Source organism: Uliginosibacterium silvisoli, from assembly GCF_036017035.1.
Classification (GTDB): Bacteria; Pseudomonadota; Gammaproteobacteria; order Burkholderiales; family Rhodocyclaceae; genus Viridibacterium; species Viridibacterium silvisoli.
Genome location: NZ_JAYXHS010000002.1, coordinates 857784 through 882514, shown reverse-complemented (window position 1 = coordinate 882514; position 24731 = coordinate 857784). Strand labels below are relative to the sequence as shown.

The 24731-nt window shown below is 60.8% G+C and carries 22 protein-coding genes; 14 read left to right on the top strand and 8 right to left on the bottom strand.

Annotated elements, in window-relative coordinates:
* Nucleotides 1-63: 63 nt before the first annotated feature.
* Complete coding sequence (locus VVD49_RS13700) at nt 64-939, bottom strand: PEP-CTERM sorting domain-containing protein (protein WP_327599743.1); 876 nt, start codon at nt 937-939, stop codon at nt 64-66.
* A gap of 532 nt (nt 940-1471) precedes the next feature.
* Here VVD49_RS13700 and epsA point away from each other — a divergent pair.
* Nucleotides 1472-2293: an XrtB/PEP-CTERM-associated transcriptional regulator EpsA gene (gene epsA / locus VVD49_RS13695; RefSeq protein ID WP_327599742.1), complete on the top strand. Its 822-nt coding sequence runs from the start codon at nt 1472-1474 to the stop codon at nt 2291-2293.
* A gap of 76 nt (nt 2294-2369) precedes the next feature.
* Here epsA and VVD49_RS13690 read toward each other — a convergent pair whose 3' ends face one another.
* The 3 genes from VVD49_RS13690 to VVD49_RS13680 form a co-directional block, all read right to left on the bottom strand.
* Nucleotides 2370-3101 (bottom strand): PEP-CTERM sorting domain-containing protein, encoded by a 732-nt coding sequence (locus tag VVD49_RS13690; protein ID WP_327599741.1) that lies wholly within the window; start codon nt 3099-3101, stop codon nt 2370-2372.
* Between the two features lie 13 nt (nt 3102-3114).
* Nucleotides 3115-6162: an ExeM/NucH family extracellular endonuclease gene (locus tag VVD49_RS13685; RefSeq protein ID WP_327599740.1), complete on the bottom strand. Its 3048-nt coding sequence runs from the start codon at nt 6160-6162 to the stop codon at nt 3115-3117.
* An 88-nt stretch (nt 6163-6250) separates the two neighbouring features.
* A complete protein-coding gene (locus VVD49_RS13680; RefSeq protein WP_327599739.1) occupies nt 6251-7039 on the bottom strand; it encodes a PEP-CTERM sorting domain-containing protein in 789 nt (262 codons plus the stop codon).
* Nucleotides 7040-7329: 290 nt separating this feature from the next.
* Here VVD49_RS13680 and VVD49_RS13675 point away from each other — a divergent pair, with 290 nt between their 5' ends.
* From VVD49_RS13675 to VVD49_RS13650, 6 genes are all read left to right on the top strand, one after another.
* Nucleotides 7330-8628, top strand: a complete 1299-nt coding sequence (locus tag VVD49_RS13675) for a serine protease (protein WP_327599738.1) — start codon at nt 7330-7332, stop codon at nt 8626-8628.
* A gap of 90 nt (nt 8629-8718) precedes the next feature.
* Complete coding sequence (locus VVD49_RS13670; protein ID WP_327599737.1) at nt 8719-10602, top strand: phosphodiesterase; 1884 nt, start codon at nt 8719-8721, stop codon at nt 10600-10602.
* 691 nt (nt 10603-11293) lie between these two features.
* A complete protein-coding gene (locus VVD49_RS13665) occupies nt 11294-11704 on the top strand; it encodes a response regulator transcription factor (protein ID WP_327599736.1) in 411 nt (136 codons plus the stop codon).
* A gap of 138 nt (nt 11705-11842) precedes the next feature.
* On the top strand, nt 11843-12784 hold the full coding sequence (locus tag VVD49_RS13660) for a hypothetical protein (RefSeq protein WP_327599735.1): 942 nt from the start codon (nt 11843-11845) through the stop codon (nt 12782-12784).
* 106 nt (nt 12785-12890) lie between these two features.
* Nucleotides 12891-13313 (top strand): hypothetical protein, encoded by a 423-nt coding sequence (locus VVD49_RS13655; RefSeq protein WP_327599734.1) that lies wholly within the window; start codon nt 12891-12893, stop codon nt 13311-13313.
* 78 nt (nt 13314-13391) lie between these two features.
* Nucleotides 13392-13823 (top strand): hypothetical protein, encoded by a 432-nt coding sequence (locus tag VVD49_RS13650; protein WP_327599733.1) that lies wholly within the window; start codon nt 13392-13394, stop codon nt 13821-13823.
* A 288-nt stretch (nt 13824-14111) separates the two neighbouring features.
* Here the strand turns inward: VVD49_RS13650 and VVD49_RS13645 are convergent, their stop codons facing one another.
* The 4 genes from VVD49_RS13645 to VVD49_RS13630 all read right to left on the bottom strand — a co-directional run bounded on the left by VVD49_RS13645 (nt 14112) and on the right by VVD49_RS13630 (nt 18508).
* Nucleotides 14112-15479 (bottom strand): esterase-like activity of phytase family protein, encoded by a 1368-nt coding sequence (locus VVD49_RS13645; RefSeq protein WP_327599732.1) that lies wholly within the window; start codon nt 15477-15479, stop codon nt 14112-14114.
* A 143-nt stretch (nt 15480-15622) separates the two neighbouring features.
* The gene (locus VVD49_RS13640; RefSeq protein ID WP_327599731.1) at nt 15623-15811 is read right to left on the bottom strand and encodes a hypothetical protein; all 189 of its coding nucleotides are present in this window, start codon (nt 15809-15811) and stop codon (nt 15623-15625) included.
* A gap of 273 nt (nt 15812-16084) precedes the next feature.
* Entirely contained in the window at nt 16085-17893 is a 1809-nt protein-coding gene (locus VVD49_RS13635) for a bifunctional metallophosphatase/5'-nucleotidase (protein WP_327599730.1), read from the bottom strand.
* Nucleotides 17894-17944: 51 nt separating this feature from the next.
* Nucleotides 17945-18508 carry a hypothetical protein gene (locus VVD49_RS13630; protein ID WP_327599729.1) on the bottom strand — a complete coding sequence of 188 codons (564 nt, stop codon included), beginning with the start codon at nt 18506-18508 and terminating at the stop codon, nt 17945-17947.
* A 271-nt stretch (nt 18509-18779) separates the two neighbouring features.
* Here VVD49_RS13630 and gspG point away from each other — a divergent pair, with 271 nt between their 5' ends.
* From gspG to VVD49_RS13595, 7 genes are read left to right on the top strand one after another with little or no spacing between them, the layout of a single operon-like run.
* Nucleotides 18780-19223, top strand: a complete 444-nt coding sequence (gene gspG / locus VVD49_RS13625; protein ID WP_327599728.1) for a type II secretion system major pseudopilin GspG — start codon at nt 18780-18782, stop codon at nt 19221-19223.
* Between the two features lie 10 nt (nt 19224-19233).
* Nucleotides 19234-20418 (top strand): type II secretion system F family protein, encoded by a 1185-nt coding sequence (locus VVD49_RS13620; protein WP_327599727.1) that lies wholly within the window; start codon nt 19234-19236, stop codon nt 20416-20418.
* Nucleotides 20415-22103 carry a GspE/PulE family protein gene (locus VVD49_RS13615; protein WP_327599726.1) on the top strand — a complete coding sequence of 563 codons (1689 nt, stop codon included), beginning with the start codon at nt 20415-20417 and terminating at the stop codon, nt 22101-22103. The genes VVD49_RS13620 and VVD49_RS13615 overlap by 4 nt, the downstream gene beginning before the upstream one ends.
* On the top strand, nt 22084-22905 hold the full coding sequence (locus tag VVD49_RS13610; RefSeq protein ID WP_327599725.1) for a hypothetical protein: 822 nt from the start codon (nt 22084-22086) through the stop codon (nt 22903-22905). The genes VVD49_RS13615 and VVD49_RS13610 overlap by 20 nt, the downstream gene beginning before the upstream one ends.
* Nucleotide 22906: 1 nt before the next feature.
* Nucleotides 22907-23461: a PilN domain-containing protein gene (locus VVD49_RS13605; protein WP_327599724.1), complete on the top strand. Its 555-nt coding sequence runs from the start codon at nt 22907-22909 to the stop codon at nt 23459-23461.
* Nucleotides 23458-24063, top strand: a complete 606-nt coding sequence (locus VVD49_RS13600) for a hypothetical protein (protein ID WP_327599723.1) — start codon at nt 23458-23460, stop codon at nt 24061-24063. The genes VVD49_RS13605 and VVD49_RS13600 overlap by 4 nt, the downstream gene beginning before the upstream one ends.
* On the top strand, nt 24060-24626 hold the full coding sequence (locus VVD49_RS13595) for a hypothetical protein (protein ID WP_327599722.1): 567 nt from the start codon (nt 24060-24062) through the stop codon (nt 24624-24626). Before VVD49_RS13600 ends, VVD49_RS13595 begins: the two co-directional genes overlap by 4 nt.
* Nucleotides 24627-24731: the final 105 nt, after the last annotated feature.

Genomic DNA, 24731 nt, shown 5'->3' with positions numbered 1-24731 from the left:
GGCAAAGGGGCTGCCGGGCGGCTACCGCCCGGCAGTTCATGCAGATGAGACGGAACGAGAGATTTAGTTGGCGCGACGACGGCGAGCCATCAAGCCAATCATGCCGAGACCGGCCAGCAGCATGGCGTAGGTCGAAGCCTCCGGAACGGCAGCAACGGTAGTCGTCCAGGTCAAAGTGCCGGCAGCTTCGTCAACTGCGAACTTGCCGTAGTAGTTGCTGATGGTTGCTTGCTGTGCCGAACCTTTGGTATTGCCGTCGATGGCAAAGAAGTCCAGCGTGCCAGTCGTGTTGGTCGTGGCGGCAAACAGGAACCTGTTAGCCCAGTTCGTGCCGAAACCAGCGCCCGGCGTGCCTTGGTATGCCACGACGGAAGAATCAACGACATTGGCCCCGTTCGCTACAGACGCGTGATTGCCTTGGGCGGCGTTGAGGTTCAGCCAATCACCGACCGTTGCATTGTCGGCGCTCAACAGGGCGCTGTTGGTAGCTGCAGGAGTGGCAGTGGCGGAAGTCGTCAGAACGTGGTTTGTCACAGGCGTCGTGCCGTCACGATCCATGGCGAACACGTCATATACCGAACCAGCAACATTCGGCTTGTAGGTATTCCAGGCGTCGCTCCAGGAGCCCGACACGCCGGCCAGCAAAGTGGACACATCATGTGCGCCGGTCGAGCTGACGGTACCGGTAATGAAGTTCCAGGTGATTTGCAGGCTTTCGGTTGCGCCCGAGAACGAACTCAGATCCACACCACCCACGTTGGCACGGCTGAAGGTGCTCGAATCGAGGCCCAGATCGAACAGCGCAGAGACGCCGTTCGTGCTGTTCCACAACGTGAAGTTCAGTGAGCCAGCTTGAGTAGCGTCGTTGTATGCAGGCAGCGTTGCGTGTGCTACGCCAGCGGCCATCGCCATAGCGGCGACAAGTGCTTTCAGTTTCATCGAATCTCTCCAGAAAAAGTGTGTCCGGAAGAACTTCCGGGCCTCTCGCGAGACGTCTTGAACCTTATCTTTGCAAGGTTTCAATCCGCACCGCGATAAAGTCAATTTGCATAGTCCCTTTGCACTAATGCGATACAGCGCCAGGGCGACGCGCGAGCGAAACACGACGCGCCCTGCACTTTAGGGGGGGGACATGACAGGGGCTGCGCTCGCAGCGGGGAGAAACGTAGTTCCAACGGACTATCGGGAGCTGAGGCGCCTGCAAGCAGGTTCGCTGCAAGCCATTTCTCCCCCGCCGGGTGGTCGGGTGAACATCTGGTTACCAAAAACGAGATGTAAAAAAGCGAAATCCGTAGTCCGCTTTCATCAATATGCAACGATTCCTGCGAGTAGCTGACATGTTGGTGTCGCACACTTGTTCCTGCGTGCCCATTCAGAAACGGAGCACGCAACGCGCGCCGGGGGAACGCACCGGGCTCACAGCCCGGAAAGTTCGTTGCGCGTCCTGCAGATCACACGCCGATGCAATCACATGTTCGCTACAGATCCGCTTACATTGAATCAGCATGAACTCGAACGCCTGCTGATCAACTTCGAAACATCCGTCAAGGTGCGCAGGCGTCACCAGCTGTACCTGTGGACGCAAGGGGTCCTGCAGAGTTTCCTGCCACATGAAACGATGCTATGCGGATTGGGCTCCATTTCGGGCGCCAATCTGCGCACGGAAATCTGTTCGCGCGCAGTGATTGACGAAGCGCAGGCAGCGAGCTTCTGCAACGGCGAGCAAAGCCTGTTACTGGACATGGCGCGGTATTGGTCGGATTCGAGCGGCGCGCCCATGACGATCCGGAGCACCGATGCACACCCGCTTGCCAGACGACTGCATCTGAATGGCATCGAACGTGCCGCGTGTCATGGCATGCCGGAGTTCGGCGCGGCCAGCCGCAAGCACGTATCGGCCGGCAGCTTCTTCGTGTTCCTGCACCTGCCCGAGACCACCCTGCTCCGCTACAAATACCTGCTCGACCTGATACTGCCGCACCTGCATGTGGCGCTGATGCATGTCTGCAATAACGAAGGTGCGGACCTGATCCCCGACAGCACGCCGGAACCTGCATTGAGCGAGCGCGAGCGCCAGGTCTTGCAATGGGTCCGGCAGGGCAAGACCAATCACGAGATCGGCCAGATCCTCTCGATCAGCCCGCTCACCGTAAAGAATCACGTACAGAAGATCCTGCGCAAATTGAACGTATCGAACCGCGCCCAGGCAGCTGCGCGAGGCGTCAAGGGCGATGCTGCCAAGCAGTCAAAGCGCAGCAGTGCGCTGGACGACGAGGCGCTCAGCGCACAGTGAAAAACGCCAGTTCGCGATGCCATCACCGCGAACTGGCGCTCAGACAAGCAGTGGAGCTGGACTCCCCCTGCACGTATTACTTGCGGCGGCGAATACCTGCCAGGCCCAGCACACCCAAACCCAATGACATGAGCAGGCCCATGCCGGGTTCTGGTACGGCTGCGATGAAAACATTGTCAATCAACAACGCAGAGCTCACTGCCGAATCCCCGACATCCACCACACCAAAACCCACTGTCACGACGCCATCACTCGTGAAGGTATGGTTGAAAAGACCGTACCAGGTTTGTCGAGCAAACACATTGGATACCTTGAGCTCGGAGCTCGTATCGTCGAGACGCGTGATCTCTCCGTTGATGCTCACAAAGGCGTAGTCACCTCCTTGCAAGGAAGCGCTTTCGTTAGTCTGGAAATCCCAGAGGAAGCCCAGGCGCTCGCCCTGCAAGACCGAGAAGGTCTTGTACATCACCGAACCTTCGCTGGCGAACACGAAGTTGTCCAGATCCGGATCCAGAACACCCGTCGCAAGCCCCAGTGAGCCCTCGATCTCTGCGCTGCCCACAGCAGCGACACCCGAGAAATTGAACGCTCCCGCTACTGCCGGGAAATCGTCGGCACCGCGCGATGCCGTTGTCAGCAAGGCTGAATTTCCCAGGAAGGCATCTGCTTGCACAGACACGTCGCCCAGATGAGTCCATGCCCCGAGCCCGTTATCGAATCCATCATTGCTCGTCGCAGCGAGCGCAGATGCTGTCAGCGTGGTCATGGTGAGTGCTACGAAGACCGCTGTAACTTTCTTGAGAATCATGTCTGGAGTCCGATCAGTAAATGAAATCGCGCGAAGCATCGAGTGCAGCAAAGCTCACACCCTTGAGCAGTACCAGCGGACGGAAGCCGAGAGGCCCGGCCGTGCCGTCTGCATCGATCTGCACGATTACGCCTGCAGCGCTGGTAACGAGGCGCACGTAGCCGTCGGCAACTGCATTGCCACCGCTGTAGCCGACGCTGACCAGCAAGGCGTGCAGGTCGATACGATCCGTGCCTGGCGTGAAGTCGAGGATGGTGTCGCCCGCATCACGCATGTCCTGATAGACGAAGACATCCCGGCCTGCGCCGCCCGTCAGGGTGTCTGCAGCTTCGCCTCCGACAATCACGTCATCGCCCGATGTACCGACGATGCTGTCGCGACCGGCTGTGCCATTGACGCGCTTGAGCAGGTTCAGGCCGACAATGACCGGATCATGATCGGACGCGCGATACGGGCTGGCGGTATAGAGATCCTGCGGCTTGAACTCGGTGTTGTAGTCGATTACCGATGGTTCGTCGGCGTTGATGTGCCAGTGGCTTGCACCCGAGATCTGCTCATCCAGAGAAAGTGACGACAAGGCGTGATCGAGATAGCCCGACTCACCATCGAAGATGTAGGAGTAAGGCGTCGTCACATGCTTGGCAATCTGATCGACAAACAGGCCGGAGTCTTCGGTCAGCACCAGGACCGGATCTTCCTTGCCGTAGCTATTGAGGTCGCCGATCACCAGCACATCCGCATCATTCGCAGCCGCCTGCACGACCGGAATGAAGTAGTTGAGCAGACGCTGTGCTTGCTTCTGGCGGCGCAGGTTGTAGCAACCCTGACCGTCATTCTGGTCAGCATCGCCACCACCATCGCTGCCGCACGATTTGGACTTCATGTGATTGACGATCACCGAGAACTTCTCGCCGTTCGCTGCCGCGAAAGCCTGCGCCATTGGTGGGCGGTTGTTGATGCTGTCCGCATCGCTCAGCGAGGCGCCGACCAGGCTCAGCTTGCCAGGCTTGTAGATCATGGCGACGCGGATTGCGTCGGTACCCGAACCGGTCGAAGGTGTTGGCACAACGGCGTAGGTACCAGCACCCACTTCGGCATTCAGCGCGTCCACAAGATTCTGTGCAGCCACCGTACCGTTGTTCTCGATTTCCATGAGGCCGAAGACATCGGCGTTGATCGCCTTCATCGCCGCCACGATCTTGCTGCGCTGACGCTGGAATTCCGCTGCCGAGTTGGCACCGCGGCAATCGCTTTGCGTCATGCTCGGGTAGCACTTGCCACCGGAGGCGTTGAGCGTCGTGAAGTAGTTCAGCACATTGAAGCTGGCCACCTTGACGTTGCCCCCTACAGCCTCCGGTGCCGCAGTGCGCGCGTTGTCACGGCTGAACACCGGCACCACGGTTGGATGCAGCTTGTAGTCGCGTGGCGCAGTAGCCGAGCTGTCGCTGTTGATCAGGCCATGATCGATCACGCCGATCAGGTTCGTCACCGAATCACCGGCACGCAGCGTGTTGTCCGCTGCGATGAAGGGAATCGGATTCGGGTTCTGTGCGGATGAGCCGTCATCGAGAATCAGCACGCGGCGTGCGTTCTCTGCAGCCAGTGCGAGTGCATCGGCACTGCCTGCACGGAAGATGTTCGTCGGCTTGATAAGGCGACCGCCTGCAGCCAGCGTGACCTGGCCGTAGCGCCCCTGGAAGTAGTTCTGCGCAACCGTCATCGGCGAATCGATGCGCACCAGCATGCCCTCGTAGCGCTCCAGATCGCCATTGACGACTTCAGGCAGCGACACGGATGTCGGCGCAATGCTGATGCCACTTGCCAGCACCACGACACCCGACGGGCCCGTCAGTTCGGTAATCGTGTTGTATTCGCTGACAACAGCATTGAGGCGCACACGATCACCCACGCTGACGGCGATACCACCCGGCGAGTAGACGAACACGCCATCCGAGGTCAGCACATTGCCGTCGCCGGTCTCGTCCTGGATGTAGTAGCCGCTCAGTGCTGCGAAGATGGCCGTCACGACACCCTGCGTGCTGACCGACTGCCCCGCCAGCGGGCTTGCAGTGCCCGCGCCCTGTATGTCGTAGATCGGTGTGAATGCAGCCGCTGCGCCAATCGTGACGCTCAGCGTACAACTGGCGCTCTGTGCTTCGTTATTGCTGAAGCCGAGCTGCACGTTGTAGGTGCCGGCAGCCGCTGTGCTGGCGATATTCAGCGCGCCGGTCAGCGCAACACCGTCACCGCTCGCCGCATTCACGGCTCCCAATGAGATACCCGCGACGGCCGGGCTCGTGATGCTTGCTGCCGTCACCATACTATCCGTATCCGTCGCCGAGAAAGCCGCCGTACCGCCTGCTCCCACGCTCAGTGCAACAGCCGGGCAACTGGCAACGATGGCCGCATTCACGGGCGCGCCGCCGCAGCTGTTCACCGGCGAAGCGGTGTTGCGCGGGTTCGGCGTGCCGATGGCGAAGTCGGCGCTATTGTTGTTGGCGTCGGTGCAGCCATTGGCGGCGCGCAACGCAGCCGTCGTGTTGCTCAGCGCGGCGGTGGAGCTGCCTTCAGCGGCACTGGCCGCACCAAAGCCGATCAGGTCGACGATGCTGGCGGCCGTGGGCGCAGCACCTGTCAGTGCCGTGATACTGCTCACCAGCGCCACCTTGCCTGTGGTCGCCGACATGGCGATGGTGCCTGTAACGTCGGCCGTCGGCAGGTTGACCGAACCGCCCGCGCCAACTGCTTCCTGCACGAGGTAATACTGGCCGGGGCTGAGCATGACATTGCCCAACGGCGTGACGGCCCAGGTCGTGCCGGCGGACGATGCGTACTGCACGCTCCAGCCGTTCAGGCTGACCGGCGCATTCCCTGCGTTGAATATCTCGATGAAGTCGTTCTTCAGCGTGGCGCCGCTGTTACCACCACCGCCATACACCTGACTGATGACGATGCCACTGCTCGACGCCCGTGCGGCACCGCCGATTGTCAGGGCTGCAAGCAGCGCCACGCGCAGGCAGGTGCTCGTGGGCACATTGAAAAACGACCAGGTCTTGCTCATCGGGAAGGACTCCGCTGAATACTGCGAGTGTAGGTACAGAAAGGTTCGGCCCGGTGTATGCCGGGCCGACGTTCAGATCTAGCGAAACTCAGGCTGTGCGACGACGCACAATCAAGCCGAGCATGCCGAAGCCAGCGATCAGCATTGCGTAGTTGCCAGGCTCCGGCACGGCCGTCACGGCGAAGTTCGTCGTATCCGGAACGACCGAGGTGTAGGTGCCATTGGTCGTATCGACCGTCCAGTTCGACACGTTGGCAACCAGCGCCTTGTAGTCCGAGAAGTTCGTCAGACCGGTGCGTGCGCCGGTGTATTGACCGAAGTCGGGCGTAGCCGATGGCGAGTTGAGGTTAAGACGCTGCGCATTGACACCGGCCGTCAGGCCCGTACCGGCCAGCGTGCCATCCGCAGCGAAGTCACCATTGGTGATAGCCGTCAGGAAAGTCGTTGGCGCTGCAGCGGAGGTACCAAGGTAGGCATAGATCACGTCGTTGGAATTGGCCACGCCGTAGTTCGTGCTGCCACTCACCGCAGCGCGTGTCAGCGTGCCAACGGAGGAAGACAGCGTCGTCTGGTCGACCGCGCTGAAACGGATCACCGTGCCGGCAGCAATCGTGCTCGCGCCAGACACCCACTGGTGATAGCTCTCGCCCGTATTGAAGACACCGCCAGAGCCGACGGCACTACCGTTCCACTCGTTGTCCGTGAAGTAGATCGTCGTGTTCGCAGCGATATCAGCGAAGGTCACCATGGCCCAGCCATCTTCGTCGGCATTGAAAGCAGTGAACGCCAGATCGCCCGTGGTCAAGGCTTCGGCATTGCCCATCGAGGCAGCCAGCAAAGCAAGCGGCAGAACGGCTTTGGCATATTTCTTGAACATGTGAATCTCCGGAAGATGCATAGGGAAGACAGTCGACAGTGCCTTGCAGCTTAAGCAGCTCCCGTTACATCCACTCGCAGCCGGCAATGCATCCGCATAGCCCGTGTGGAGCATCCGAACGATGCATTTTGTTACGCGAATGTCACATCTGTTGTGTTCGGCACAGATGGCCCCTCAGATGCACACGGTAATAACCGCGTCATGGCGCGGTGCTATCAGTTGCCATCCACAAACGGCAACCTGGCACGACGATGAACCACCGGCATGGCAAGACCGCACGCATCTGTTGCATGGCAATCGCACTCGCCTGCGCGGGCGCCGTCGCCGCGCCACGCGTGCGCAATGCGGAGACGCTGCCGGCCGCCCTGCTCCGCGCCGAGCAAGCCCTGGCGCTCAAATCACCCGATGCCGCAGCACTGTTCGAACATGCCAGCCATGTCGCGGGCGAATCGGCCACGGCCGAAGTCGGCATGGTGCGCGCCTACCTGGCCGAAGGGCAGTATCGCCGCGCGCTGGCATTTGCCCATCTCGTGCAGGGCGAGCACACACGCTCGAACGAGGCCATGGCGTGGATGGCGTACCTGAACGACCGCAGCGGCCAGACCGGCATTGCGCTGCGCATGCTGGAAGTGGCACGCGCAACGCAGCAGGACGATGTCGCCTTGCTGTGCGCGCAGAGCGAGATCTTCATCGACCGGCAACAAGCAGTGCGCGCGACTACCGAGCTGGATACGTGGCTGGCGCGCAATGCGGCCCAACCGCCCATCATCGCCCTGCGACATCGCGCCAGCATTGCTGCGAACGACAAGGTATCTGAAGGTGTGTGGCGCAAGCTCCTGCCCACGGCTTACTCGCAGCGCTTGCCTCAACTCGCAACGCGCGATGCGGAAAGCACCGGCACCTGGATTACACCGTGGTTCGACGAACTGCCTGCAGGCTCATGGCAAACCAGCAGCGGCTTCATCGTCGATAGCGGCACGCACGTCATCACCGCCCTCCCCGCCAACACCTCAGGCGAGATCCGCGTGCGCGATGCAAAGGGCAATCTGCGCCGCGCGACCGTCGAACGCGCGCTCGAGGACGCAGGTCTTGTCCTGCTCAGACTCGAACAAGCACTCCCGCACGATGACGCGCCGTTAGCGATCGCGCCGCGCCTTTTCCCCGGGAGCCCTTTCCATGCGATCGGCTTCCCGGTACGCGGCAGCACCTACGCCGCACTGCCGACAAATACGCCTGGCTTCTTTGGCCGCCCTGCGAATGACGGGCAACAAGGCATGCTGCTCGGCCAGGCCATGCCGGCAGGTCTCGCCAGCGCGCCGGTTTTCAACGCAAATGCGCAACTGGCGGGCTTCATCTCCCCCGACACCAGCACAAGCCGGCTATTGCCCGCCGCTGTCGTACTCGAAAGTTTCGGCATCGCCACGACCACAGGAACGTCCACCGCCCGCCCCGGCAATGCGGAAATCTATGAGCGTGCACTGAGCAGGGTAGTGCTGGTGGCAATCGTGCAGCCGGCAACAAATCCAGGCGGCACCCGTGCCGATGTCACAAAAGATTCACTCAAGGCGATGCACGCCGGTGTCGATTGAAGGGGGCAAACGTCCAGGGTCTGTTCACATGTATCCGGCGGATATATGTGAACAGACCTTCGAGAACGTCCATCGAGGGAGAACAGTTCGATGCACCCGGATTCCACCATTGCCACCTCTGTCACGACTGCCGCAGAGGATGTTTCTGCCTTGATCGCAGACAACGCACTTACCGCGGTTTTCCAGCCCCTCATCAATCTGGCCGAGAGCAGCTTCTTCGGCTTCGAATCCCTCGTGCGCGGCCCGCAGGATTCAGCGCTGCGTAACCCCGATAACCTCTTCGCCGCCGCCGAACGCGAGGGCTGCGTGGTTGAGCTCGAACTGCATTGCTGCCGCATCGCGATCCGCGAGTTCGCGCGCGAGCACGCAAGCGGCAAGCTTCTGATGAACATGAGCCCGCGTGCCGTGCTGGGCCTCAGCGAGCAACAACGCGAAGAGCTGGCCGATTACGCGCGCCGCATGGGCATCCTGCCTTCGCGCCTGATCATCGAACTGACCGAGCACGACCGCGTCGCCCAGCCGCATGTGCTCAAGGCCGCGCTGGCCCCCTGGCGCAAGGCCGGCATGTTGCTGGCGCTGGATGATTTCGGCGATGGCAAATCCAGCCTGCGCGCCTGGACCGAGTTGCGCCCGGACCTCGTCAAGATCGACAAGCACTTCGTCAAAGGCGTGCACGCCGACAACGAGCGCTTCGAAGTGCTGCGCGTGCTCAAACACATTTCCGAAACCTTCGGCGGCAAGCTCGTTGCGGAAGGCATCGAAGACGAGGCCGACCTCGCCGTGCTGCGCGACATGGGCATCATGTATGGCCAGGGCTACCTGCTCGGCCGACCACAAGCGCAACCCGCGCGCGAGCTGCCACGCATCGTGCTGGACATCCTGCAGTCGAGCCAGCTCGCCGTGTTTCCCGACATTCGCGTCGCCACCCACAGCAGCCTCACGGCCGAGACCCTTATCGCCTCGATCGCGCCGGTCGGCACCAGCACCACCAACAACGATCTCGCGCAGCGCTTTCGCGAACAACCCGGCCTGCATGCTTTGGCCATCGTCAGCGACGACCTGCAGCCACTCGGCCTGATCAATCGCCAGGCCTTCATGGACCGCTACGCCCAGCCCTTTCACAAGGAACTGTACGGTCGCAAATCATGCACGACAATGATGAATGCCGCGCCCCTCGTCATCGAACAGGGCACGCCGCTGATGAGTCTGGTCGACGTGTTGCGCGGCGACGATCAACGCTACCTCGTGGATGGCTTCATTATCAGCCACGAAGGCCGCTACGCAGGGCTTGGCACCGGCGAACGCCTGGTGCGTGCCGTGTCAGAGCTGCGCATCGAAGCCGCGCGTCACGCCAACCCGCTCACCGCCCTGCCCGGCAACATCCCCATCAGCGAACACATCGATCGTCTGCTCAGGGCCAACGTCGAGTTCGTCGCCTGCTACTGCGACCTGCGCCACTTCAAACCCTTTAACGACTGCTATGGCTACTGGCGCGGCGACGAGATGATCCGCATGGTGGCCGGCTTGCTCATGGCGAGCTGCGACCCCTTGCGCGATTTCGTCGGCCACGTCGGCGGCGATGACTTCATCATGCTCATGCAAAGCGATGACTGGGAAGAGCGCTGCCGCGCAGCCATTGTCGAGTTTGCCGAACGCAGCCGCGCGCTGTTTGATAACGAGGCGCGCGAGCGCGGCGGCATCGACTCGGAGGATCGTCACGGCAATCCGTGCTTCTTCCCGCTCAGCTCGCTCATCATCGGCGTCGTGCGCGTGCGGCCCGGCCGCTTTGGTCGCGCCAAGGATGTCGCGACTGCGGCGGCCGCCTCCAAGCGCGCAGCCAAGCACGAACCCGGCGGCTTCTTCATGCAGGATCCGAGCGCAGCCACCGGCGGTGGCGGTGGCGGTGGCAGCACGACCTCGGCGCGCCATCTGCTGACGACATTGCATTGTCCGGTGGGCTCACGTCTGCAGTAGATTTCGCCGCTCGAAAGGGCTCTGCTGATACCAAGCCTCTAACTGCAACCCGACGCTCATTCGACGCTGTTTCCGAACAACGGATCAACGACCAAGACGGAAATTGGCCTTGGCAATGCCGTACGGCCACCTTCGAAACACTACGGGGCCGTCAGCATAAAGATAAAGGGCTGCCAGAGAGAGAAGATCGCGCGAAATCAAGAGACGTAGCTTATTGACCATTCCGATCGGCTGACAAAGAGGGACTTACTCCCATCGTCACGTTGCCCGACAATCAACCCACAGTCCATACGACAACCTCATCAAGCGCTCGCGTCACCTGCCGAACAACACCGAGAACCTCAAACGCATGACGATTCGGGTGATCGATACTGAGTGGATCGGCAGCCAGAGAGAAATGTCGGCTGCATGATCACTGAGAGGAAGCACGCTCTCATCCTCAGCGGAGCTGTAGTGCGCATTCCGGTCTGAATGTCGCCCCGGCTGTCTGAGGTCCCCGGTAACCCAGCACAACGGCGCCAGTCTTCCCATTTGAGGCGGCAGGCACGTTCGGTCTTGCCTCGCCTTCGCGCACCAGCTGCGAGGAGTCACCAGTTCACTTTCAAAAATAATGACATGGCAATTATCCTGCTGACTCCAGTCAGCATGGCTATGCCGCGGCACTTCGACCACCGGCGAATTCGGGGGACGAATGACCGACGGCCATCTAAGCTCCCTGACACCGCGTGAGAGAGAGATCCTTCACCTGATGGCAAAGGGCCTTTCTTGCCGGGAAATCGCATCCGAGCTTGCAATCAGTGAGCTCACGGTCAAGACACACCGTCGCAACATGCTCGGCAAAGCTGGGCTTTGCAACGGCAGGCAACTGATTGAACACGCTAGGCAACAGAATTACTTGCCCAGATTGGTTGAGCGCCCATTGGACGAGCTCCTTTCAGCCAGAGAACTCCAAGTGATGAGACTGGTAATCCAGGGATTCACGAGCAAGAGCATCTCAAGACAACTTGAAATCACCGATCCCACTGTCCGCAAGCATCGCGAGAACCTGCTACGCAAGCTAAATCTCCGCAGCATCGCGCAACTCGTTGCACTTTACGAGTAAGCGACCTACGACATCGGAGGTATATGCGAATTAACTATCCACTACTAGATTTACAGAGCGTTGCAAGGCCATTCGTCTCGCAATGCAATTCGAATTCATCATTCACTTTTCAACGAAACACAGAAAGGTCAGGTTCAAATGGGCCACGCAACGAATATCAAGGAAGTCGGCGAAAGCAACACGGCATTTCAAAAATATATCGACGAGAGAAACGCTGAGCTGGACAAAACTGCGGCAGAAGCCCAGAACATCCTGGACGCTCGAATCAAGAAATTCTACGCCGACGGGAAATGGGACGATGCCCAACCTTTAGCAAGCGGATCGTATCAACACCTGTCTACCGCTTCGACATGGTCACTTAACAATGTGGTCGAAATGATCGACGGCGTCCGCTCCGCGATCTTTGGAGGGAAAGCTGCCGTCATAGCTCCCACTGACGGCGACAAGAACGACAAAGTTCCTACAGCTTCCGCCGCCAAAGGAAGCACCATCTCGGCAACGACGCAGAACCTTCTGACGATGATGGCTGGAACCGAAGCGATCATCGCCAACGCAGCCTTTCAGGCCATCACGGGGATTCTTTCCACCATCAAGACGGGAACGGAAACTGAATTGTCCAAGCAGATTGTGCAAAAGGACATTATTCCCGGGATGAGCATGTTCGTATGCGTGATGGAGAACAAGTTCAGTAGCAAGGATTTCTTCAACAGTGAAATCATTGTTCAGAATTTCTACATCTACGACATTCGGATGTCAGCCGATCGCGCCCGTGCTCTTGCCAACTTCGACAGAATCAGCGGCCTCATTGCCCAGCAAAATGACCTTAACGCGGCGATCAGCGAACTGAGCCAACAAGTTCATGACTTGAAGCTTGCCGACTACAAGACAAAGCATCCGGGGGATTTGAAGGCTGCTATCGCAGACTACAAGGCCGACTTCCTCACTCTCGAAGATATGATCAAAGAAATCAATACAAAAGTCTCCGAGACAGCCGACCTTATCAACAAGAAGAGGGCGTTGATTGCGGCAAACAATGCCGCGCTCGTGGCGGCCAAACGCACTGAACTGGTCATGTTGTAGAGGCGCTCGATTGAATGGGTCGGCCTGTACGTCTCCTCAATGCTTGCGGGTCGATTCCCTTCGCGCACGGGACTTCATTTATCCAACTTCACCGGGAACAGACCAAATGCCCTACCTTTTTCAGCGCGCAGTTGAGGCCGCTCTTCTGAAAGATCCTGACAAAGCAGACTTCAAGCATCTGAAGGAGAAATGCGAAAGCAAGACCCAATCGCTAGCTGCCGATTTTCATCGCATTAACCCTCAGCCCGACGATATGCAGATTGCTGGACCACTCGTCGTGTCCATGGGCGAACAGTTCAAACCGAAGAATGGGCCTTGGGCCGGAACCTACGTCGACAACTGGCGGATGGTCAGCGGAAACGCTCCCATCGTCACTGCCTTGGTGTCGGCCCAACTACAACAAGCCTATGAGCTCGAACTCGACATCAGCAACGAGAGGGTGATAGGCAAGATGTTTGGACTTGCCGTTCTGGTCTGGTCGGTACTTGGGGAGTACTCAAGCCCCCCACAAGAACCAGGGAGACGATAGCTTGGTTGTCACGGACTCTCGTAACGCCAAGCCAACAGGGTCCTTGGGGGGAAGCTCTTTCAAGGACCATCACCATGGATGACGGCCCGCAATTGGGACAATGAACGTTTTCAGCTTCTTCAAAATCGGGAGATGGCAATGCCAGATGAAATTATTCAGTACAAAAAGGGCGTATTCACCAACGACGGCCAATCTGATGTCGATGGATTTGCTGAAAAACTAGAGAAAATGGCGAGACAGATTAAAGAAGCTGGAAAGATCACCGTCTACTACGGTTTTCACGGGACAGAAGAAGGCAAGTTTTCGCATGCATTTGATGAAGGTGAGTTGGAAAAATCATTGAGGATTGCAAAGGAATTTCCAGAGGCCATGATGGTGCAAATAAGCTCACCGACAGATTCGAAGATTGATTACAAAGCCCATGACTCGCACGGCCACGCCCTCTTTACCTGGTGTGACAGTGAGAACTACATAAGGGCTAACAAATGCCTCCCGAATATCGTTGGCTGACCGGTGTGTTACCCCCGATTTAATTTTGATCTGGGGACGACGGCTTTCCGCACTGAAAATCGAATGGCGCCCAGGTAAACCGAGGCGCCATTCGTGCAGAGAGGGGTCTCAGAGATTAAGCGACAAGTATCTGAGTTGAAGCTAGCGCCGGCATGCCTACTTACGAGCGGCAACTCGGCAAAAGCGGGCACTCAGCACGGTACCCATACGGCGGTCTGCAGTGCCACTCCGTCCAACAAAGCAAGACGCCGACATTACCGTCAGCGTCTCAAGTGGGGCTAACTAACTTCAGCAACGCCGACGACGTACCATCGCGCCCAGCAGGCCCACGCCACCCAGCATCAAGGCCCAACCAGCAGGCTCAGGCACTGGTGCAGCCAACGAGATCAGCAGGAACTCGTTGCTGTCCGGAGTCAGGGCGCGGCCACCACCGCCGGGGAAGTTGTTGTCGTTCATCACGAGGATGGTGTTGGCATCAACAATGAGCACGTCTTCAATCGTCACGTAAGGGAACGTGAAGGTGTTGCTGCCATCGCCATTCAGGTCGTGCGGGTCGGCGATGTTCATGAGGTCGACCACTTCGGTCTTGGCGGCAAAACCATTCGCGTCGACCTGGTTGGTGTCGATCTTGTAGATCTTCTTGAAGGGGTTGCCACTGGTACCCGTACCGCCGTTGCGCTCGATCACGAGGAAACTGTGATCGTCGATCGCCGTCATGTCGCCGATGTTGGTGCCGAGCGCGTCGAGTTGATAGAGGAAGCTCTTGTTTGTGTAGCTCTCGGTGTTGATGTCGAACTCGTTGATGCGCAGGCTCTTTGGCGCGTCGCCGGTCACGGTGCCTTCGAGCAGGGTGTACAGCTTGTCGCCCGCCTGGTTGATAGCCATGCCCTCGAAGCCGCGCGAGCCACCGAGATTGACGGTGCCACCGAGAGGATTGTCCGGCGAGATCACACCAGGCAGTGGCACTTCCTGACGCAGTACCTTGCCGGTCGCATCGGTCTTGACGAGAAAGGGACCGAACTCTTCACCAAACCACAGGTTGCCGTTCTTGTCCTTGCGCATCGACTCGATGTCGAAGTCGGCACCGGTCAGCAGACGGCCGGAACGGATGCTCGAATCCACCAGCGGATTGGCGGCGTTGTTGTAATAGTTGGTGTAGTCAGCCTGGATGCTGAAGCTCAGCTTGTTATCCGAATCGCGCAGGCTGATGTAGGTGCTGTTGTTGAACGAGGCCTGTGCAGCACCCGTGTTGTAGTTCAGTGCCGACACAGTGCCGGAGCCCACGACAGCGCTACCGTCCCAGGTCTTGAAGTTCGGCTGCATGGCATACACGCGCAGCAGCGCATCGGCCGAGTTGGCCTTGTTGCCGAAACCGTTGTCCGGCATCACGTAGTAGCTGCCTGCCGTCGGGCCGTTCAGCACGGCCGAGAAGCCCTGCACGGCCTGACCATTGATGAGGGGCAGCAGCCCGCTGTTGATGCCAAAGCCGGTGCCGCCGAACTGACCCGTCGTCGGGCCATCGGCAACCGTCAATGCGGGCAGATTGGCCCAGCCCACCAGCGTGTTGCTGGCGGCCTGCGCCGACAGGGCGCCCAGTGCGGATGAAACGAGTACAGCCAAGCCGGTGGCGCGGCGGGCAAGATGCAAGACAGTCATGAGAATCCCCGGTTGAAATCAGGAGCTCAAACTACCTGCATCAGGTTATCCCGCCGTGAAGCAGCCATGCGCCAAATAGACCATTGCCCTCCGCGACGACATGCGTCACGCGGGCAGCGAAATATCAGGCCAAAACTGTGTCGTCAGTCGTCAGCCAGGTCGAACGCGTGGCGGATGGCGCAGCCTTCCTCGACACCGTCCTTCCAGGCCAGGCGCTCTTCTTCCGAGCGCAGGCTGTCGGGTGGAGCTACATCATCGTTCCGTTGGCGGATCGCAGCCAGCAGGCCGCTGTTGTGGGCATCGAATGCCGAAACCGAGCTGTAATGAATCATGATGACCTCTCTCGTTTCACGTGTTGCCGGATGAATGTTTCACGCGGGGCGACGCTCACCTACGTGGCGCCGTTCTAAAGGCATGATGGTCAACCCGCATCGCCTTGGTCAACGCATCGAAAAAGGAGAATCCGATAGTCACTCCCCCAAACCCCGCCTCTCCAGCTTCGCGCAAACGCTGTGCCACCGCCTTGTTCCGCAACAAAGCCAGTACAAAAAAAAGCCTGCCTCCGTACGGAGACAGGCCTCAACACATCACGAGTCAACGTTTTATCAAGGCGCGCTGCAGGCGCCCGTGCTCACCTTCGTTACACGCGGCAAGGCCAATGCGGGAACAGTCTGGTCGTAGGCTGCGTTCGGGCTCTTGAATGCCAACAGGTAGGCAATCAGCGCATCGATGTCCTGCGCGCCACCGAGCAGATTGGTGCCGCTCTTGAACACCGTGAAACCGTCACCGCCGGTGGACAGGAAGTTGTTGATCGTCACACGATGCGTCGCTGTCGGGCTCTGCACCACGCCGCAGGCATCCACAAGTGTCTCGCCGTTGAGCACCACATTCTTCACCTTGCCGCAAAGAGGCAGCGTGCTGTCCCACTGGTACTTGAGTTGCGCAGACGGCAGCAGGATTTTCTGCGTCGTTTGACCCATGCAGCCGCTGAACTGTTGCTCCAGCACGTCCTTGAGGTTCTGGTTGGTCAGCGTGACGGTCACGAGGCTATTGCCGAAAGGCTGGACCGTGAAGGCCTCGCCGTAGGTCACGTCATGCGGGAAAGGTGCTGCCGTGAAACCTGGGTTGCGCACGCCACCCGGATTCATGAAGGCCACTTCGGCGCCGCCAAAATCGGCAGGCTGCGTCGCCAGGTACTGGGAATCGGCAATCAGCGCGCCGGCAGGCATGTTGCCGGAGGCATCGACACCGTTCGACAGCGGAGCGGTGATGGTGCCGATGACAGCGCCAGCCAGCGGCGCAACGAGGCTGCTATAACCATTGACGATGCCCTGGATGGTGGCGTCAGGTGTGATCGCGAGGTTGGTGCGATCGACCAGCTTGTTGACCGCGTTGATGCTCACCAGCTGATTATTGGTCGACTCTACCGTCACGTCGATCTCGGTCACCACGCGACCGAATGCGCTGGCGCTGGTCACAGGAATCTTGCGACCGATCTTGTTCGGCAACTGGCAGTTGTACGGCGCGTGCGTATGGCCGGAGATCACCAGATCCACGGCATCGTCGAGCTTGCTGACGATGTCCTTGAAATGCGCCGAGCTGTCCGACGCATCCAGCTGGTTGCTGCCGTTGGCGCTGGTGCAGCCGTTGATATCGGTGATCGACGGATTTGCCGTCGTGTCCTGGAAGCCGCCCTGATGGATCAGCACCACGATGGTCTCGACACCGCGTGCGCGCAGTTGTGGCACCAGCGCATTGATCGTCGCCACTTCATCCTTGAAGCTCAGGCCGGCCACACCACTCGGGGTGACGATGCTGGGCGTCTCGGCCAGCGTCAGGCCGATGAAGCCGACGCGCACATTGCCGAACTGCTTGATGCCATACGGGGCAAACAGGGGCTTGCCGCTTGCCGTATCGACCACGTTCGCCGATAGAAACTTGAACTTCGCGCCTTCGAACGGCACGGGCGTACCCACGGTTGCGCCCTTGCAGCTATTGGCCGCATCGGTCGGGTGGCAACCGCCGTTCTGCATGCGCAGCAGCTCGGTCTTGCCATCGTCGAACTCGTGATTGCCAACGGCGTTGAAATCCAGACCGAGGCGATTCATCGTCTCGATCGTGCCTTCGTCATGGAAGAAAGCCGAGATCAGCGGACTCGCGCCGATGATGTCACCCGCAGAGACGACAACAGTATTCGGATTGGCGGCCTTCGCAGCTGCCACGTAGGCCGCCATGTAGTCGATACCGCCCACGGCCACGGCAGCACTGGTCGAATTCGGGCGGAAGGTACCCGGTGATTGCAGATTGCCGTGGAAGTCGTTGAACGACACGATCTTGAAGCTGACAGGCGCTGCGGAACACGCCACGGAGGCGGCGCCCAGAGCGCATGCGAGGATTGCATGGTGCAGTTTCATTTCAATTCTCCTGAATGCTTTTTTGCATGACAACGGACACAGGCGACGCAATCACTTGCGGCGTGAGCGTTGTGCGGTGACGGACAGCAAGAAGAGGCCGGCGGCGAGCGTGGCCCACTCGGCCGGCTCAGGCACGGCCTGCAACATCACGCCGCCGACCGTGGCGTCGAGCGCACCGAAGTCGCTCAGTGCCGAGGTCGTCAGCACGCCGGTGATGAGGTGACTGCCCGGTGCGAGCACGAAGCTGCCCTTGCTGTAGAGCGGATTGCTCAGCGCTGAATCGAAATCAAGACCGATGGAGACGGGGTAGTTGTTGACTGCGGCCGATGTCGAGCCAAGCGACACGTTGCCGTCCTTCACCAGGAATATGTCACCGGCAAAACCGCCGTCGGCAACCGTCAGCAGCACCGGCGCGCTGTTGTTGATGCGGAACGACAGCACGCTGCCATCCGTGTAATCAATCCACTCGAGGCCGCCCGACAGGGAGCTGAACGAATCGACATCGAAGGTATGCCATTGGCCGTCAGCCGTGAGGTCGACCGTCGTCGCGCCAGCGTGTGCCACGAGACCCAGGCTGAGCGACAAGCCCAGCAGCGCGCGTTTGAACGTATTCATGATGCTCTCCCGAATGTGTGCAGCTCAGACCGCCCACCTGCATCAGCGGGCTCTGCGCACATCGTAGGCATCCGGCATTACAGGCCGGATGTCGGCACTACGTCACAACACGTTCCGATAGGAGGATGGCGCTGCAATGAAATTGCAACCTGTACACGCTACGCGTGCACGCTTGATCGACACTGCCCGTCGACAGATTCAGCGACCGCAATATCAGTGTCTTTTTCCAACACTAGAGTTACGGTCTTCTGACGATCCGATGTATTACAAAATGACTACACGCACGGTCCGCCACCGACGAGACACCGCACATCGCATCGCAGGCTTCACCCTGCTCGAGCTGCTGGTAGTGATGGTGATCATCGGTTTGCTGGCGGGCTATGTCGGCCCCAAATTCTTCGCGCATATCGGCAAGGCCGAGGTAAAGACGGCACGCGCGCAGCTCGACTCGCTGGAGAAGGCGCTCGACGCGTACCGGCTCGATGTGGGCAGCTACCCGACCACCGAACAGGGACTTGCTTCGCTGGTCACGGCGCCCGGCGACGTACCGCAATGGAAAGGCCCTTACCTGAAGAAGGGCGTGCCGGAAGATCCCTGGCATCACCCGTATCAATACAAGGCACCCGGCGAGCATGGCGAGTTCGACCTGCTCTCGCTCGGCAAGGACGGCCAGCCCGGTGGCACAGGCGAAGCCGAAGACATCGTCAACTGGTGATGTTTTAGTCATGGCACGCTTCAAGGTCAGGACACTCGATAGCGAGATGGCGCTCGCGGAACTGGTGATGGATTCGGCCAGCGAAGCCGACGTGCACCAGCAGATGCTTGCGCGCGGCCTGTCGGTACTGTCCGTCACGCAGGCTTCGGTGGGACTGTCGCGGGGCTCACAGAAATTCCCGCTGCAACTCTTCGCGCAGGAGTTGCTGGCCCTGCTCGAGTCCGGCCTGCCGCTGGTGGAATCCATCGAGACACTCGCCGAGCGCGAGACGCGCCCCGCCGTGCGCAGCACCATGGATGCGCTGCTGAATGGCCTGCGTAACGGCCTCACTTTCTCCGGCGTGCTGCAAGCGCAGAGTGGCGTCTTTCCCGAGCTGTTCGTCGCCATGGTGCGCGCAGCGGAGAAGACCTCCGATCTCGACCAGGCACTCGCCCGCTACATCGCCTACCGCCAGCAGACGGATACGCTGCGCAACAAGATCGTCAGTGCGGCCATCTACCCGGTGATGCTGCTCTCGGTCGGCGGCCTCGTCGTACTCTTCCTGCTCGGCTATGTCGTGCCCCGTTTCTCCGGCGTTTTCGAGGAAGCCGGCGGCGACCTGCCCCTCGCTTCGCGCATGTTGATCGACTGGGGCAAGCTCATGTCGGAGCATGCCGGTGCCATGCTCGCCGTTGTCGTGCTGTGCATTGCGGCGATCGTTGCCGTGCTGCGCCTGCCGGCCACTCGCGCCAGCCTGGCGCGTGCGGCCTGGCAATTGCCGGGCGTCGGCGAGAACCTGCGCGTGTTCCAGCTCGCACGCTTCTACCGCACGCTATCGATGCTGCTGCGTGGAGGCATTCCCGCGATACAGGCGATGCAGATGTCGCGCGACCTGCTGACGGTCGCCTTGCGCGACAAACTCGATGCGGCGATTGCACAGGTGCGTGAAGGCCGCAGCCTGACCGACACCTTGACCACGCACGGCCTCACTACGAACGTTGCGCAACGCTTGCTGCGCGTCGGCGAGAAGAGCGGCAGCCTCGGCGACATGGCCGAACGCGTCGCAGCGTTTCACGAAGAAGAGATCTCGCGCTGGGTCGACTACCTCACGCGCCTCATCGGTCCGGCGCTCATGCTGGTCATCGGGGTGGTCATCGGCGGCATCGTGGTGCTGATGTACCTGCCGATCTTCCAGCTGGCGGAGACGATCCAGTGAACGCGCCCGCCTCGCATCTGCTCTCCATCCCGAAGCTCGACATGGCGTCGCTCGATGCGCTGCGCGCCGAAGCACTCGCCACGAAACAACGCCTGGTCGACTTCATCGTCGCCCGCTATGGCGAAGCCGCACTGGAATCCCTCGGCGCGCTGCTGCACATGCGTGTCGTCGATGCACCGAGCCTGCTGGGCTGGACGCCCGCGCTCGACATCCTGCACTTCGAGGAATGCCTGCGTCGCGAATGCATCGCCGCGCGCGACGCATCGGGGCAGTTGTTCGCCGTGGTGACCGACCCTTTCAATGCAACGCTGGCCAGCTGGCTGGGGCACAGCATCCAGACGCCGTTCCGCATGGCGCTGGCCACGCGCGACACGCTGACCGCTGCACATGCACGCATCGAAGAGAGCCAGCAGATGGTCGGCGGCATGCAGGCCGGCCAGGACAACGCCAACCGCGCGCATGCGAAAGGTGATGCGGAGGATATTTCCGCACGTCGCATCAGCGAGGACGACAGCCCCGTCGTCAAGCTGGTGAACTCCACGCTCTACGAATCGCTGCGCCAGAGCGCGTCCGACATCCACATCGAATCCGTCGCTGGCGGCCTGCACATCAAGTACCGCATCGACGGTGTGCTGTCGCGCGTCGGCAGCGTGCAGGGCAGCGACATGGCCGAGCAGGTCATCTCGCGGATCAAGGTGCTGGCCGAGCTCGACATTGCCGAGCGCCGCGTACCGCAGGACGGCCGCTTCAAGGCCAACGCCAATGGGCGCGAGGTCGACTTCCGCGTGTCGATCATGCCGAGCATCTTCGGCGAGGACGCCGTGCTGCGCGTGCTCGACAAGGAACACCTCACCGAAGAGATGAGCGGCCTCACGTTGGCTTCGCTCGGCTACGACGACGCCACGCGCGCGCAGATCCGCCGCCTCGCCAACGAACCATATGGCATGTTGCTCGTCACCGGCCCGACCGGTAGCGGCAAGACAACGACGCTCTACGCCACCATCGGTGAGACCAATACCGGCCTCGAGAAGATCGTCACCATCGAAGACCCGGTCGAGTATCAGTTACCGGGCGTGCTGCAGATTCCCGTCAACGAGAAGAAGGGCCTGACCTTCTCGCGCGGGCTGCGCTCGATCCTGCGTCACGACCCGGACAAGATCATGGTCGGCGAGATCCGCGATAGCGACACGGCAGAGATCGCCGTGCAGGCCGCCCTCACCGGCCACCTCGTATTCACCACAGTGCACGCCAACAATGTGTTCGACGTGATCGGCCGCTTCATGCACATGGGCATCGATCCCTACAACCTGGTTGCAGCATTGAACGTGGTCATTGCGCAGCGTCTGTTGCGCGTCAATTGCACGCACTGCCGCACCGACGATTCGCCGACACAGGAACTACTCGACGAATCGGCGCTGAGCGACACGACGGGCTTCCATTTCATGCATGGCACGGGCTGCAGCCATTGCCGTGGCAGCGGTTATCGCGGCCGGCGCGCGATAGCCGAAGTGTTGCCACTCGACGATGAGTTGCGCGAACTCATCACCGAACGCGCGCCGCTGCGCGCACTCAAGCAGGCCGCGCTGGCCAAGGGCTTCAAGCCCTTGCGTGCAGCCGGCATGTCTCTGGTCGCCCGCAGCGACACCACACTACAGGAACTCAACCGTGTTACGTTCATCGCATAAGGTGCTGACCTTGCGGCTCGGCAACGCTGGTTACTCCGTGTCCGCCGGCAGCCTGCGCGGCGGTGCCTGGCAACGCTGGCCAGCCGGCGCAGCGACGACTTCTGACGCCGCGCCGGCCGACGCTTTCGAAGCACAGCTCGACACGCTCAAGCTGTCAGACGTCGCTTCCTGCTCCCAGCTCGACGTAGTGCTCGACAGCGCACTGACGCGCGTGCAGGTCGTGCGCTTTCCGGCAGGCGTGCGCAACCCGCGCGAGCGCACGGCCTTCCTCAAGGCCGCGTTCCGCAATGTGTATGGCCGCGATGCAGACAGCTGGCATATCGCTGCCGAACCCGCCTACGTCAACGAAGCGACGCCCGCCGTGGCGGTCGGCGAGAAGTTGATGGCTGCCGTCAGCGCACTGGCGGAGCGCCACAAGCTCAAGCTGCGCAGCTTGCGCACCAGCTTCTCCGACTACTTCAACCACGTGCGGCGTAGCCTGTCGGCACATGTCGGCGCCTTTGCGCTGATCGAAGAAGGTCGCGTGTGCCTGGGCCTGTGGCGCCATCGCAACTGGCTGGCGATCAGCACACAGGCATTTGCCGCCGCCGATGGCGAAGCGCTGACCGCGCTCTGCGCGCAGATGCTGGCGCGCGTCGAACCACCGATGGTGAACGGCACGCTCTACATCGCGGGCGCCATCAAGCCCTTCGCGGTGGCGCTGCAGGAAGGCTGGAACGTGGAGTGGCTTGCGCCGGAACCTGTCGATGTCGTGGATAGCAACACTGGTCGCCGCACGCGAGACAAGGTAACGGCAGCCTGACATGAAGCTTTTCAATCCCGCACCACCAGCTTTCACGCTGGACTTCGTCGCGCAACGTCAACGCCCGTCCCTGCTCGGCTGGCTGCTGCTGCTCGCCGCCGTGCTGGCCAGCGCCGCCGTCGTGCTCGAGTACTTCGACGTACAGGAGCGCCTCGACGAAGCACAGCAGCAACTCGCACGCGCACAACGTCTGGAAGAGCGCGCCAACGGGCTGCAGCGCGCACGCAAGCAGGAACGCGTGCCCGAGGCCGACCTGCGCCGCGCAGCGCAGATCGCGGCCAGATTGCAGGAACCCTGGCCGCAACTCGTGCCGCAACTCGAAGCGGCTGGCAATGAAGACATTGCACTGCTGTCGCTCGATGCGGATGCCGGCAAGGCGCAGATCAACCTCGCCGGCGAAGCACGTTCGCTGGAAGCGGTTTTCGATTACGCCAAACGCATCGGTAAGCAACCTGGCTTCGCCAGTGTGCAGGTACAGAACTACGAATTCCATAAAGTGGGCTCGCAGGACCTGGTGCAGTTCAAGCTCAGCGCGCGTTGGCGGAGTGAAGCATGAGGTTCGAGCAACTGAGTCGCAGGAAGCTCCAGCGCCCTGACTGGAGCGCGCTGCGCACCACGCTGCAGATGCTTGCCGCGGCCGTGCAGCGCATCTTGCATCGCGCAGGCTGGCCGGCACTGGTCGCAGGCATGCTCATCGCGAGCTCCGTCGCCGTCGTGCTAAGTGCCACACGCCCCATGCGCGAGCAGATCGCCGCGGTCGAGCAGCAGCGCAAGCAGTTGCGTGTGGCCAGCCGCAACAAGGCACCGGAAGCGGCCTCGCCGCAAACGCGTCTGCGTGAGTTCTACGCCGCCTTCCCCGCCCGCAGCACGCTGCCCGAAGCCTTGCTGACCCTGCATCGCGCGGCGCGGAAGAACAACCTGCGCGACACGCGCGCCGACTACCGTGATGCGCCGGAACCCGGTACACCGCTCGTGCGCGTGCGGATCGACATCCCGGTGACGGGCAGTTACGCAGACCTGCGCAGCTGGATCGCCGAGCTGCTCAAGACCTTGCCCTCGCTCACGCTGGACGGACTGGAGCTGCGCCGCAATGGCATCGGCAACCCGAACCTCGACGCGCGTGTGCGCTTCCAGCTACTGCTGCGGAGTACACCGTGAAAGCTCTTGTGAAGTACAAGATCTGGATCGCACTGGTGGCCGTCGTGCTGGTCAGCTGGTGGGTCAGCGGCTTCGATGAGGAGCCGCAGCAGAGCACCAGCAAGCGCGCACGCAGCAGCGCCAGCACAGTACGCAAGTCGCCCACGGCCAAGGCCGATCAGCGCGATCCGGCCGAGGCGCTGGCGCTGATCGCACGTGGCTTCAAGCCGCGCGACGCCATGGACAAGATGAGCGACGACCCTTTTGTCACGGCCAGCTTCGAGCCCCCGCCTCCACCGCCACCTCCGCCACCCAAGCCGGTTGCACCGCCGCTGAACTTCAAATACCTCGGCGTGCTGCGTGATGGCGACGATGGCCGCAATGCCGGCACCGCCAATGCAGACGGCGCGGATGCGAGCCCCAAGGAGCGGGCCGTGTTCCTCGACAGCGGCGGCCAGCTTTTGATCGCACGCAAGGGCGACACACTGGCCGGGCAATATCGCGTGCTCGAGATAGGCGACACCAGCATGCAATTCGAATACCTGCCGCTCGCCGAGCGCCAGACCCTGAATTTCGGACGTTGATTCCAGATCAGCGCCACACCAACGACCGCACACCGATTTCACACCGACTCCATGAACGCTCCAACCTTCGCGTGGCCATACCCCGGACGAACGCCCAGGCAGCTC